We start from the raw sequence: 13,634 nt of genomic DNA on the forward strand, positions 1-13,634 counted from the left end.
CCATGGTGGAGATCACGGTCTGCGGGCATGCGGTGCGGCGCGCGAGCGCCGAGCGGGCGAGCGTCACGGTGCGCTCGCGCTGGAGCGCGCCGAGCGCCGAGGCCGCGATGCGGGCGGTGGCCGAGGCGCACGAGCGCCTGGTGGCCGACGCCCGGGCGCACGCGGCGACCGGCGCCGCGGAGTCGTGGCACGCCGACCGCATCTGGATCGCGCACCACCGCGAATGGGTGGGCGAGGGCCAGCCGCCGCGATCGGTCTACACCGCCGAGGCCGCGGTCACCGTGCGCTTCGTCGACGTCGAGGCCCTCGGCGCCTGGATGGTAGCCGTCGGGGTCCACGAGACCCACGAGGTCGGCGGCGTCGAGTGGAGCCTCACGGAGGAGACCGAGCGCGATCTCGCGAAGGCCGCGCGCGCGCTCGCGATCGCCGACGCGGTCGAGCGGGCGGGCGACTACGCAGCGGCTGCGGGCCTGTCGACGCCCACGGTCGCCGCGATCCAGGAGCCCGGCACCGCCGCGCAGCCCGCGCCGGCGGGGAAGGCGCGGCGAGAGATGGCGGCGCTCTCCGACACCGGCGGCGCACCGCCCGTCTCCTTGGCGGCGGGCGAGCTCGAGGTGCGCGCCGCGGTCGAGGTCCGCTTCGTCGCCGAGCCGCAGCGGCATGCGGTGGGGACGGGCGGGTGATCCGCGGCCGAGTAGCCTGGAGGACATGAGCCTCTCCGTCGCCGTCGCAGGCGCGAGCGGGTACGCAGGGGGCGAGCTGCTGCGGCTGCTCGCGCAGCACCCCGAGCTGGAGGTGCGCACGGTCACCGCGCACTCCAACGCCGGGCAGCCCCTCGTCTCCGTGCACCCCAACCTGCGCTCCCTCGCCTCGCTCACCTTCCAGGAGACGACGCCCGAGACCCTCGCGGGCCATGACGTCGTCTTCCTCGCGCTGCCGCACGGGCACTCCGGCGCCCTCGCCGCCGAGCTGCCCGCCTCCACGCTCGTCGTCGACGCCGGCGCCGACCACCGGCTCGAGCGCGCCGACGAGTGGCAGCAGTACTACGGCACCGAGCACGCCGGCACCTGGCCCTACGGGATGCCCGAGCTGATCCTCGCCGACGGCGGCCGCCAGCGCCGCGAGCTGCGCGCGGCCCGCCGCATCGCGGTGCCGGGCTGCAACGCCACCGCGGTCACCCTCGCGATCGCGCCCGCCGTCGCCACGGGCCTCGTCGACCTCTCGGGCCTCACGTCCGTGCTCGCCGTCGGCTCGTCGGGAGCGGGCCGCGCCGCCAAGACCCACCTGCTCGCGGCCGAGCTCACCGGCTCTGCGACGCCCTACGGCGTCGGCGGCACGCACCGGCACCTGCCCGAGATCGCGCAGAACCTGCGCAGCGCGGGCGGCGACGGCATCCGCCACTCGTTCACGCCCGTGCTCGTGCCGATGTCGCGCGGCATCCTCGCGACCGTCACCGCGCCGCTCGTGGGCGATGCGACCGCCGAGCAGGTGCGCTCGGCGTGGCTGACCGCGTACGGCGACGAGGACTTCATCCACATCACCGCACCCGGCGACTACCCCCGCACCGCCGACGTGCTGGGCTCGAACTCCGTGCACATCGGCGTGGGCCTCGACGAGGCGGCCGGCCGCGTCGTGGCGATCGCCGCGATCGACAACCTGGGCAAGGGCACGGCAGGCGCCGCGGTGCAGTCCGCCAACATCGCGCTCGGCTTCGACGAGGGCCTCGGGCTCAGCGCCGACGGGGTCGCCCCGTGAGCGTCACGGCTGCCGCGGGCTTCCGCGCCGCGGGCGTCGCCGCCGGGCTGAAGTCGAGCGGCGGGCTCGACGTCGCGCTCGTCGTCAACGACGGCCCGCGCTCGGCCGCTGCCGGCGTGTTCACGGCCAACCGCGCGAAGGCCAACCCGGTGCTGTGGAGCCAGCAGGCCCTCGAGGGCGGCAGCGCGCGTGCCGTGATCCTCAACTCCGGCGGCGCCAACTGCTTCACCGGCCCCTTCGGCTTCCAGACCACGCATCAGACCGCCGAGCGCGTCGCCGAGCGCCTCAGCACGCCATCCGCGCCCATCGGCGCGATCGACGTGCAGGTGTGCTCGACCGGCCTCATCGGCGTCGGCGACGAGTCCTTCCGGCAGGCCGTCCTCACGGGCGTCGACCGGGCGGTGGATGCGCTCGCGCACGAGGGCGCGGACGCCGCGGCCGGCCTCCGGGCCGCCCAGGCGATCATGACGACCGATTCGGTGCCGAAGCAGGCAGTCGCGAACGGCGAGGGCTGGGTCGTCGGCGGCATGGCGAAGGGCGCGGGCATGCTCGCGCCGGGCCTCGCGACGATGCTCGTCGTCCTCACGACCGACGCCGACGTCACGGCCGACGTGCTCGACCGCGCGCTCCGCGCCGCGACGCGGGTCACCTTCGACCGGCTCGACTCCGACGGCTGCATGTCGACGAACGACACGGTGCTGCTCCTCGCGTCGGGCGCGAGCGGCATCACGCCCGACGAGGCGTCGCTCACCGACGCCGTCGTCGCCGTGTGCGACGACCTCGCGCAGCAGCTCCAGCTCGACGCCGAGGGCGCGAGCCACGACATCACGATCGAGGTGCGGCACGCCGCGACCGAGGACGAGGCGGTCGACGTCGCGCGCTCGGTCGCCCGCTCCAACCTGTTCAAGGCCGCGATCTTCGGCAACGACCCCAATTGGGGCCGCGTGCTCGCCGCGATCGGCACGACGGATGCGTCCTTCGACCCCTACGCGGTCGACGTCGCCTTCAACGGGGTCCGGGTGTGCCGCGCGGGTGAGCCCGACCGGCCGCGCGAGGAGGTCGACCTGACGCCCCGGGCGACCCACATCCTCATCGACCTCTTCGCGGGCGACGCGACCGCGAGCATCCGCACCAACGACCTCACCCACGGCTACGTCCACGAGAACTCGGCGTATGCGAGCTAGGGCAGAGGCGGTCGCGGCCGCCGAGAAGGCCGCCACCCTCATCGAGTCGCTGCCGTGGCTCGAGCGCTACCGCGGGGCGACGATCGTCGTGAAGTACGGCGGCAACGCGATGGTGAGCGAGGAGCTCCAGCGCGCCTTCGCCGAGGACATGGTCTACCTGCGCCACGTGGGCCTCGCGCCCGTCGTCGTGCACGGCGGCGGCCCGCAGATCAACGAGGCCCTGCGCATCCACGGGATCGAGAGCGAGTTCCGCGGCGGCTACCGCGTGACGAGCCGCGAGGCGATGGACGTCGTGCGCATGGTGCTCACCGGCCAGGTCGCGCGCACGCTCGTGTCGCTCATCAACGCGCACGGACCGCTCGCCGCGACGGTCTCCGGCGAGGACGCGGGGCTCTTCACCGGTCGACGCCGCGGGGCCGTCGTCGACGGCGAGGTGCACGACCTCGGCCAGGTGGGCGACGTCGTCGCGGTCGACCCCACGCCCGTGCGACGACTGCTCGACGCGGGGCTCATCCCCGTCGTCTCGTCGATCGCGCCCGACGGCGACGCGCCCGGGGAGTCGCTCAACGTCAACGCGGATGCGGCTGCCGCGGCGCTCGCGGCCGCGCTCGGCGCGGAGAAGCTCGTCATCCTCACCGACGTCGAGGGGCTGTACCGCGACTGGCCCGACCGCGACTCGCTCGTCAGCGAGATCACCGACGCCGAGCTCGAGGCGCTGCTGCCGAGCCTCGAGTCGGGCATGATCCCCAAGATGCGGGCGTGCCTCGACGCGGTGCGCGCGGGCGTGCCGAAGGCCGCCATCATCGACGGCCGCTCGCCCCACTCGATCCTCACCGAGATCTTCACCACCGCGGGCTCCGGCACCGAGGTCGTGCCCGCATCCGCCACCCCGACCGCCCGCCCGACCTCCGACGAGGAGCACGCATGACCCGCCACTTCCTGCGCGACGACGACCTGAGCCCCGCCGAGCAGCGCGAGGTGCTCGACCGCGCGGCGAGGATGAAGCAGGACCGCTGGGCCGAACGCCCCCTCGAGGGGCCGCAGTCGGTCGCCGTCATCTTCGACAAGTCGTCGACCCGCACGCGCGTCTCCTTCCACGTCGGCATCAGCGACCTCGGCGGCTCGCCGCTCATCATCTCGACCGCCTCGAGCCAGCTCGGCGGCAAGGAGACCGCCGCCGATACGGCGCGGGTGCTCGAGCGGCAGGTCGCCGCGATCGTGTGGCGCACCTACGCGCAGGCCGGTCTCGAGGAGATGGCCGCCGGCACCCGGGTGCCGGTCGTCAACGCGCTCTCGGACGACTTCCACCCGTGCCAGCTGCTCGCCGACCTGCTCACGATCCGCGAGCACAAGGGCGAGCTCGCCGGCCTCACCGTCGCGTTCGTCGGCGACGGGCGCTCCAACATGGGCCAGTCCTACCTGCTCGCGTGCGCGACCGCGGGCATGCACGTGCGCGTCGGCTCGCCCGAGGCGCACTCGCCGGAGGCCGACGTGGTCGCCGACGCCCAGCGCATCGCCGCCGCGACCGGCGGCAGCGCGACCGTCGTGCACACCGCATCCGAGGCCGTCGCCGGCGCCGACGTCGTCGTGACCGACACGTGGGTGTCGATGGGCAAGGAGGACGAGAAGGCCGAGCGCGTCGCGACCTTCGGCGGCTTCAAGGTCGACCGGGCGCTCATGGCCGAGGCGAAGGCGGATGCGGTGTTCCTGCACTGCCTGCCGGCCGACCGCGGGTTCGAGGTCACCGCCGACGTCATCGACGGGCCGCAGTCGATCATCTGGGACGAGGCGGAGAACCGGCTCCACGCGCAGAAGGCGCTGCTGGCATGGCTGCTCGAGCGGGCCGACGCATGAGCGGCGCGCAGCAGCACGGCGGGGAGCCGACGGGCGCCGAGGCGCAGCACGGCACCAACGAGGGCTCCCTCTGGGGCGGCCGCTTCGCATCCGGCCCGAGCCCTGAGATGGCGCGGCTGTCCAAGTCGACGCAGTTCGACTGGCGGCTCGCGCAGCTCGACATCCGCGGCTCGAAGGCGCACGCGACCGCGCTCCACGCGGCCGGTCTCCTCGACGACGAGCAGCTCGCGGCGATGCGCGCCGCGCTCGACGAGCTCGCCGAGCGCGTGCGCACCGGCGCGTTCGTCGCGGCCGAGTCCGACGAGGACGTGCACGGCGCGCTCGAGCGCGGGCTCATCGAGATCGCGGGTCCGGAGCTCGGCGGCCGGCTGCGCGCCGGCCGGAGCCGCAACGACCAGATCGCGACGCTCGTGCGGGTGTGGATGCTCGAGGAGACCGAGGAGGTCGCCCGCGGCATCCGCGCGGTGATCGAGGCGCTGCGCCTGCAGGCCGATGCGCACCCGGACGCCCCGATGCCGGGTCGCACGCACCTGCAGCACGCGCAGCCGGTGCTGCTGTCGCACCACCTGCTCGCGCACGCGTGGCCGCTCGTGCGCGACCTCGAGCGGCTCGCCGACTGGCGGGAACGCGCGGGGGAGTCGCCCTACGGCTCCGGCGCGCTCGCCGGCTCGACCCTCGGGCTCGACCCGGCGATCGTCGCCCGCGAGCTGGGCCTGGCGGCACCGAGCCCCAACTCGATCGACGCGACGAGCGCGCGCGACGTCGTCGCCGAGCTCACCTTCGTGCTGACGATGACGGCGATCGACCTCTCGCGCCTCGCCGAGGAGGTCATCTTCTGGTCGACGCGCGACGTCGGCTTCGTGCGCCTGCACGACGGTTTCTCGACGGGCTCGTCGATCATGCCGCAGAAGAAGAACCCCGACATCGCCGAACTCGCGCGCGGCAAGGCCGGCCGTCTCATCGGCGACCACGCGGGCCTGCTCGCGACCCTCAAGGCGCTGCCGCTCGCCTACAACCGCGACCTGCAGGAGGACAAGGAGCCGGTCTTCGACGCGGTCGACCAGCTGCAGGTGCTGCTGCCGGCCTTCGCCGGGATGGTCGCGACGCTCGAGTTCGACGTCGAGCGGATGCGCGCGGGCACCGCCGCGGGCTACGCGCTCGCGACCGACGTGGCCGAGTGGCTCGTGCGCCGGCGCGTGCCGTTCCGGGAGGCGCACGAGATCTCGGGCGCGCTCGTGCGGCTGTGCGAGCAGCGCGGCATCGAGCTCGACGAGGCGAGCGACGAGGAGTACCGGCAGGTCTCCGAGCACCTCACGCCCGAGGTGCGCGAGGTGCTCACGGTCGACGGCGCGATCGCATCCCGCTCCGGCATCGGCGGCACCGCCCGCTCGGCGGTCGAGCAGCAGCGGCGCACCCTGGACGAGCGGCTCGCGCGCCTCCGGTAGATTCGTCGACGTGATCGAACCCGCTCCCATCCAGCTCGACCCCGCATTCGCGAACGTGTGGGACGAGCTGCAGTATCGCGGGAGCGTGCACGTCTCGACCGACGCCGAGGCGCTCCGCGAGCTGCTCGGCGGCGAGTCGATCACCTACTACTGCGGCTTCGACCCGACGGCGCCGAGCCTGCACCTCGGCAACCTCGCGCAGCTCATCGTGATGCGCCGCCTGCAGCTCGCCGGCCACCGCCCTCTCGCGCTCGTCGGCGGCTCGACGGGACTCATCGGCGACCCGAAGCCGACGAGCGAGCGGCAGCTCAACGAGCGCGAGACCGTCGCCGAGTGGGTCGAGTACCTCGGCGCGCAGATGCTGCGCTTCCTCTCGGCCGAGGGCGACAACGCCGTGCAGCTCGTCAACAACCTCGACTGGACGGCGCCGCTGTCGACGGTCGACTTCCTGCGCGAGGTGGGCAAGCACTTCCGCGTCGGCACGATGCTCAAGAAGGATGCGGTCGCGGCCCGCATGGAGTCCGACGAGGGCATCTCGTACGCCGAGTTCAGCTACCAGGTGCTGCAGGGGATGGACTTCCTCGAGCTGCACCGCCGCTACGGCTGCATGATGCAGACCGGTGGCAGCGACCAGTGGGGCAACCTCACCGCCGGCACCGAGCTCATCCGGAAGGCCGAGGGCGTGCACGCGCACGCGATCGGCACCCCGCTCATCACCGATGCCGACGGGCGCAAGTTCGGCAAGAGCGAGGGCAACGCGGTGTGGCTCGACGCCAACCTGACCACGCCGTACGCGATGTACCAGTTCTGGCTCAACCAGGACGACGCGATCGTCGTGCAGCTCCTGAAGTCCTTCACGTTCCTGACGTCCGAGCGCATCGACGAGCTCGCGCGATCGGTGGCGGATGCGCCGTTCCGTCGCGAGGCGCAGCGCGAGCTGGCCGTGCAGGCGACGTCGTTCATCCACGGCGCGGCCGCCACGCAGCAGGCGATCGACGCGTCGCAGGCGCTGTTCGGCTCGGGCGATCTCGCCGCCCTCGACGAGCCGACGCTCGCGGCCGCGCTCGCATCGCTCGACAAGCAGGCGACCGCGACCCCCGACGCCCCGGTGCTCCAGCTGCTGCAGGAGACCGGGCTGGTCGACTCCCTCTCCGACGGTCGGCGCGCCATCGCCCAGGGTGGGGTGAGCGTCAACAACGAGCGGATCGACGATCCCGCCGCGACGCTCGAGGGGCGCCTGCTGCACGACCGCTTCGCGGTGCTGCGGCGGGGGAAGAAGACGCTCGCCGGCATCGACACGGCGTGAAGGGGAGGGGGCCTGCGGGCCCCCTTCCGTCGTCTTCCGCGGAACGACGCGGCGACACGCCCGGGATGCGCGCGTTTTGCGCCCGGGGTCCAGGAGCCGTGTAACGTATCTCCACGTCACCCCAAAGACGCAGAGCCGAGAAGGCCAGCGGATCAAGAGGGACCACCTCCCCGCCGAGAGGCACCACGCATTTGCGTGTCGTGCTGCATCGTGGGTATGGTGACAATCCACTTCGAAGGCGAATGTGCGGAACGCATGACTGGCAGCAGCCGGTCATCGAGCAGCTCAGCTGCTCGGCGGCGGGCGAGAGCCGGCCAGCGCGACACGCCGACTTGACAGTCGCCGCGAACCGAGTAACCTAGACAGGTTGCCACGGCGAGGAACTGCCGAGACGGTGCGGGCTCAGCCCGCCACACGACGACTTGACAGTCGCTCCGGAACGTGTAACCTAGAGAGGTTGCCACGAACGGGAACTGGAAAGCCGGTGTGAGTTTCACTCCGCACGGCGTGTCGATTTGACACCGACCAAGAAGTGGTTACGATAGAGAAGTTGCCTCGGCGCTGACCTGAAAGGGAAAGCACGAGAGCATCCGATCCTTGAGAACTCAACAGCGTGCACAATGTCAAATGCCAAATATTAACTCGTCCTGTCTTCGGACAGACGATTCCTTTGGATAAGACAGATTGTCAGTAGACAGTCTATTTTGTCAGCATCAAACTCGCTGCCGACTGGTTTTCCCCAGCCGGCATGCAACATTTCTTTACGGAGAGTTTGATCCTGGCTCAGGACGAACGCTGGCGGCGTGCTTAACACATGCAAGTCGAACGATGAACCAGGAGCTTGCTCTTGGGGATTAGTGGCGAACGGGTGAGTAACACGTGAGCAATGTGCCCTTGACTCTGGAATAAGCGCTGGAAACGGCGTCTAATACCGGATACGACCTTCGGAGGCATCTCCTGGAGGTGGAAAGAACTTCGGTCAAGGATCAGCTCACGGCCTATCAGCTTGTTGGTGAGGTAACGGCTCACCAAGGCGACGACGGGTAGCCGGCCTGAGAGGGTGACCGGCCACACTGGGACTGAGACACGGCCCAGACTCCTACGGGAGGCAGCAGTGGGGAATATTGCACAATGGGCGCAAGCCTGATGCAGCAACGCCGCGTGAGGGACGACGGCCTTCGGGTTGTAAACCTCTTTTAGCAGGGAAGAAGCGAAAGTGACGGTACCTGCAGAAAAAGCACCGGCTAACTACGTGCCAGCAGCCGCGGTAATACGTAGGGTGCAAGCGTTGTCCGGAATTATTGGGCGTAAAGAGCTCGTAGGCGGTTTGTCACGTCTGCTGTGAAATCCCGAGGCTCAACCTCGGGCTTGCAGTGGGTACGGGCAGACTAGAGTGCGGTAGGGGAGATTGGAATTCCTGGTGTAGCGGTGGAATGCGCAGATATCAGGAGGAACACCGATGGCGAAGGCAGATCTCTGGGCCGTAACTGACGCTGAGGAGCGAAAGCATGGGGAGCAAACAGGCTTAGATACCCTGGTAGTCCATGCCGTAAACGTTGGGAACTAGATGTGGGGACCTTTCCACGGTCTCCGTGTCGTAGCTAACGCATTAAGTTCCCCGCCTGGGGAGTACGGCCGCAAGGCTAAAACTCAAAGGAATTGACGGGGGCCCGCACAAGCGGCGGAGCATGCGGATTAATTCGATGCAACGCGAAGAACCTTACCAAGGCTTGACATATAGGAGAACGCACTGGAGACAGTGAACTCTTTGGACACTCCTATACAGGTGGTGCATGGTTGTCGTCAGCTCGTGTCGTGAGATGTTGGGTTAAGTCCCGCAACGAGCGCAACCCTCGTCCTATGTTGCCAGCACGTAATGGTGGGAACTCATGGGATACTGCCGGGGTCAACTCGGAGGAAGGTGGGGATGAGGTCAAATCATCATGCCCCTTATGTCTTGGGCTTCACGCATGCTACAATGGCCGGTACAATGGGCTGCGATACCGTAAGGTGGAGCGAATCCCAAAAAGCCGGTCTCAGTTCGGATTGAGGTCTGCAACTCGACCTCATGAAGTCGGAGTCGCTAGTAATCGCAGATCAGCAACGCTGCGGTGAATACGTTCCCGGGCCTTGTACACACCGCCCGTCAAGTCATGAAAGTCGGTAACACCCGAAGCCGGTGGCCTAACCTTTTGGAGGGAGCCGTCGAAGGTGGGATCGGTGATTAGGACTAAGTCGTAACAAGGTAGCCGTACCGGAAGGTGCGGCTGGATCACCTCCTTTCTAAGGAGCATCTCGCCGGCACAGCCGGCGCAGAGCCACTACGGTCGCACACGTCGACCGGTGGTCAGCTCATGGGTGGAACATTGACATTGGCGCTCGAAGGATCGAGCCCAGCACAGTACGGCTGCGAAAGCAGTCTGGAACCGCGGGGCAAGGGAGATCGGGCGCATGCACGCTGTTGGGTCCTGAGGGACCGGACGGCGCCTTCGGGCGTTGACGAGACCTCGGACCGGCCGGCAGAAGCGCAGCAGCGCCAAGCCGACGGTACCGACCGTAAGTTGAGAACTACACAGTGGACGCGAGCATCTTAGATTCGAGCTTCGGCTCGGATCACAAGATCTTTAATAGATCATTGGTCAGCAGCCTTCGGGCTGCCGATTAACCAATACTCATGTATGTGGTCAAGTTTCTAAGAGCAAACGGTGGATGCCTTGGCATCTGGAGCCGATGAAGGACGTAGTAATCTGCGATAAGCCTCGGGGAGCTGATAAACGAGCTTTGATCCGAGGATCTCCGAATGGGGAAACCCCGCTGGGCGGCGTGCCGACCCAGTGACTCCCGCCTGAATATATAGGGCGGGTAGAGGGAACGTGGGGAAGTGAAACATCTCAGTACCCACAGGAAGAGAAAACAACAGTGATTCCGTCAGTAGTGGCGAGCGAACGCGGAAGAGGCTAAACCGATCGTGTGTGATAGCCGGCAGGCGTTGCACGATCGGGGTTGTGGGACATCTCAGCTGCTCTGCCGAGCAGCAAGCGTTACAGACCGCGGTAGGCGAAGGACTTGGAAAGGTCCATCGAAGAGGGTGACAATCCCGTAGCCGAAACCGCGCAATGGCGCGAGGTCCATCCCAAGTAGCACGGGGCCCGAGAAATCCCGTGTGAATCTGCCAGGACCACCTGGTAAGCCTAAATACTCCCAGATGACCGATAGCGGACAAGTACCGTGAGGGAAAGGTGAAAAGTACCCCGGGAGGGGAGTGAAATAGTACCTGAAACCGTTTGCTTACAAACCGTTGGAGCAGCCCTAGCAGCTGTGACAGCGTGCCTTTTGAAGAATGAGCCTGCGAGTTAGCGATATGTGGCGAGGTTAACCCGTGTGGGGTAGCCGTAGCGAAAGCGAGTCTGAATAGGGCGATTCAGTCGCATGTCCTAGACCCGAAGCGAAGTGATCTATCCATGGCCAGGTTGAAGCGAGGGTAAGACCTCGTGGAGGACCGAACCCACTTAGGTTGAAAACTGAGGGGATGAGCTGTGGATAGGGGTGAAAGGCCAATCAAACTTCGTGATAGCTGGTTCTCTCCGAAATGCATTTAGGTGCAGCGTTGCGTGTTTCTTGCCGGAGGTAGAGCTACTGGATGGCCGATGGGCCCCAAAAGGTTACTGACGTCAGCCAAACTCCGAATGCCGGTAAGTGAGAGCGCAGCAGTGAGACGGTGGGGGATAAGCTTCATCGTCGAGAGGGAAACAACCCAGACCACCGACTAAGGTCCCCAAGCGTGTGCTAAGTGGAAAAGGATGTGGAGTTGCTTAGACAACCAGGAGGTTGGCTTAGAAGCAGCCACCCTTGAAAGAGTGCGTAATAGCTCACTGGTCAAGTGATTCTGCGCCGACAATGTAACGGGGCTCAAGCACACCACCGAAGTCGTGGAATTCGCACAGCAGCTCGGCAGCTTCGGCTGTCCAGGCGTGCGGATTGGTAGGAGAGCGTCGTGTGGCGAGTGAAGCGGCGGAGGAATCCAGCCGTGGACGCCACACGAGTGAGAATGCAGGCATGAGTAGCGAAAGACTGGCGAGAAACCAGTCCTCCGAAAGACCAAGGGTTCCAGGGTCAAGCTAATCTTCCCTGGGTAAGCCGGGACCTAAGGCGAGGCCGACAGGCGTAGTCGATGGACATCAGGTTGATAATCCTGAGCTGGCGAAGAACCGCCCAAGCCAAACCAGTAATGCTAAGAGTCCGAATCCTTGGACCGATCCCTTCGGGGTGACGTCCTTGGCCTAGCGCTCGACCCTATGCTGGGGCGGCTAGCGTATTAACAGGTGTGACGCAGGAAGGTAGCAGAACCGGGCCGATGGTTGAGTCCGGGTAAGCCGTAGGGCGTGGGATAGGCAAATCCGTCCCACACATAGCCTGAGAGCTTTGCCGAACCCTAGAGGGAAGTCTGTGATCCTATGCTGCCAAGAAAAGCATCGACGCGAGGTTCTAGTCACCCGTACCCCAAACCAACTCAGGTGGTCAGGTAGAGAATACCAAGGAGATCGAGAGAATCGTGGTTAAGGAACTCGGCAAAATGCCCCCGTAACTTCGGGAGAAGGGGGGCCTGAGGCGTGACGGCACTTGCTGCCCGAGCGTTTGAAGGCCGCAGAGACCAGTGGGAAGCGACTGTTTACTAAAAACACAGGTCCGTGCGAAGACGCAAGTCGATGTATACGGACTGACGCCTGCCCGGTGCTGGAAGGTTAAGAGGAAGGGTTAGCGCAAGCGAAGCTCAGAATTTAAGCCCCAGTAAACGGCGGTGGTAACTATAACCATCCTAAGGTAGCGAAATTCCTTGTCGGGTAAGTTCCGACCTGCACGAATGGCGTAACGACTTCCCAGCTGTCTCAACCGCGAACTCGGCGAAATTGCACTACGAGTAAAGATGCTCGTTACGCGCAGCAGGACGGAAAGACCCCGTGACCTTTACTACAGCTTGGTATTGGTGTTCGGTGTGGCTTGTGTAGGATAGGTGGGAGACTGTGAAGCTCGGACGCTAGTTCGGGTGGAGTCATTGTTGAAATACCACTCTGGTCACTCTGGATATCTAACTTCGAACCGTAATCCGGTTCAGGGACAGTGCCTGGTGGGTAGTTTAACTGGGGCGGTTGCCTCCCAAAAAGTAACGGAGGCGCCCAAAGGTTCCCTCAACCTGGTTGGCAATCAGGTGTCGAGTGTAAGTGCACAAGGGAGCTTGACTGTGACAGTGACAACTGGAGCAGGGACGAAAGTCGGGACTAGTGATCCGGCAGTGGCTTGTGGAAGCGCTGTCGCTCAACGGATAAAAGGTACCTCGGGGATAACAGGCTGATCTTGCCCAAGAGTCCATATCGACGGCATGGTTTGGCACCTCGATGTCGGCTCGTCGCATCCTGGGGCTGGAGTAGGTCCCAAGGGTTGGGCTGTTCGCCCATTAAAGCGGCACGCGAGCTGGGTTTAGAACGTCGTGAGACAGTTCGGTCCCTATCCGCTGCGCGCGTTGGAAGTTTGAGAGGATCTGACCCTAGTACGAGAGGACCGGGTTGGACGAACCTCTGGTGTGTCAGTTGTTCCGCCAGGAGCACCGCTGATTAGCTACGTTCGGGATGGATAACCGCTGAAAGCATCTAAGCGGGAAGCCGGCCTCAAGATGAGACTTCCATGCCTTCGGGCGAGAGGCTCCCAGCCAGACTACTGGGTTGATAGGCCGGATGTGGAAGCGAGGACTAAAGACTCGTGAAGCTGACCGGTACTAATAAGCCGATGACTTGATAACATATATATGAGCTTGCTGCTCGCGTCCACTTTGTGGTTCTCGATGTACGGTCGAGAACCGCACCGCACCCCGAGAGGGGATGCTGTGCAGACTGAAACATCAATAGTGTTTCGGCGGCCATAGCGAGAGGGAAACGCCCGGTCACATTCCGAACCCGGAAGCTAAGGCTCTCAGCGCCGATGGTACTGCAGGGGGGACCCTGTGGGAGAGTAGGACACCGCCGGACTTCTTTTGGAAGGGGCCCCAGAATGATCTGGGGCCCCTTTTTCATTTGGTCCACCGTGATAGGAGCATGA

7 protein-coding genes and 3 rRNA genes are annotated in these 13,634 nt (G+C 66.0%); all 10 read left to right on the forward strand.

The features are described from left to right. Positions 1–2: 2 nt before the first annotated feature. Complete coding sequence (locus BLT67_RS12105; protein ID WP_092667250.1) at positions 3–683, forward strand: SIMPL domain-containing protein; 681 nt, start codon at positions 3–5, stop codon at positions 681–683. 25 nt (positions 684–708) lie between these two features. Next, on the forward strand, positions 709–1,755 hold the full coding sequence (argC, locus tag BLT67_RS12110) for an N-acetyl-gamma-glutamyl-phosphate reductase (protein WP_092667251.1): 1,047 nt from the start codon (positions 709–711) through the stop codon (positions 1,753–1,755). Next, positions 1,752–2,939, forward strand: a complete 1,188-nt coding sequence (gene argJ / locus BLT67_RS12115; protein ID WP_092667252.1) for a bifunctional glutamate N-acetyltransferase/amino-acid acetyltransferase ArgJ — start codon at positions 1,752–1,754, stop codon at positions 2,937–2,939. The genes argC and argJ overlap by 4 nt, the downstream gene beginning before the upstream one ends. Next, positions 2,929–3,867, forward strand: coding sequence for an acetylglutamate kinase (argB, locus tag BLT67_RS12120; RefSeq protein ID WP_092667253.1), 939 nt, complete (start codon positions 2,929–2,931; stop codon positions 3,865–3,867). The genes argJ and argB overlap by 11 nt, the downstream gene beginning before the upstream one ends. Further along, on the forward strand, positions 3,864–4,793 hold the full coding sequence (argF, locus tag BLT67_RS12125) for an ornithine carbamoyltransferase (RefSeq protein ID WP_092667254.1): 930 nt from the start codon (positions 3,864–3,866) through the stop codon (positions 4,791–4,793). Before argB ends, argF begins: the two co-directional genes overlap by 4 nt. Further along, positions 4,790–6,238 (forward strand): argininosuccinate lyase, encoded by a 1,449-nt coding sequence (argH, locus tag BLT67_RS12130; protein WP_092667255.1) that lies wholly within the window; start codon positions 4,790–4,792, stop codon positions 6,236–6,238. Before argF ends, argH begins: the two co-directional genes overlap by 4 nt. A gap of 10 nt (positions 6,239–6,248) precedes the next feature. Next, positions 6,249–7,544, forward strand: coding sequence for a tyrosine--tRNA ligase (gene tyrS / locus BLT67_RS12135; protein ID WP_092667256.1), 1,296 nt, complete (start codon positions 6,249–6,251; stop codon positions 7,542–7,544). Positions 7,545–8,304: 760 nt separating this feature from the next. Further along, positions 8,305–9,827: ribosomal RNA gene (locus BLT67_RS12140) — 16S ribosomal RNA — on the forward strand. Positions 9,828–10,226: 399 nt separating this feature from the next. Continuing rightward, positions 10,227–13,338: ribosomal RNA gene (locus BLT67_RS12145) — 23S ribosomal RNA — on the forward strand. 109 nt (positions 13,339–13,447) lie between these two features. Then, positions 13,448–13,564 (forward strand): 5S ribosomal RNA (gene rrf, locus BLT67_RS12150). Together the 16S, 23S and 5S rRNA genes form the textbook arrangement of a ribosomal RNA operon. The last annotated feature ends 70 nt before the right edge of the window (positions 13,565–13,634 follow it).

Origin of the sequence: Agrococcus carbonis (assembly GCF_900104705.1) — a bacterium.
In the GTDB taxonomy this organism is placed as follows: domain Bacteria; phylum Actinomycetota; class Actinomycetes; order Actinomycetales; family Microbacteriaceae; genus Agrococcus; species Agrococcus carbonis.

What these genes read in the sequence shown, in the direction of transcription:
- BLT67_RS12105 (WP_092667250.1), top strand. Translation starts at nt 3, where the DNA reads ATGGTGGAGATCACGGTCTGCGGGCATGCGGTGCGGCGCGCGAGCGCC.
- argC (WP_092667251.1), top strand. Translation starts at nt 709, where the DNA reads ATGAGCCTCTCCGTCGCCGTCGCAGGCGCGAGCGGGTACGCAGGGGGC.
- argB (WP_092667253.1), top strand. Translation starts at nt 2,929, where the DNA reads ATGCGAGCTAGGGCAGAGGCGGTCGCGGCCGCCGAGAAGGCCGCCACC.
- argF (WP_092667254.1), top strand. Translation starts at nt 3,864, where the DNA reads ATGACCCGCCACTTCCTGCGCGACGACGACCTGAGCCCCGCCGAGCAG.
- argH (WP_092667255.1), top strand. Translation starts at nt 4,790, where the DNA reads ATGAGCGGCGCGCAGCAGCACGGCGGGGAGCCGACGGGCGCCGAGGCG.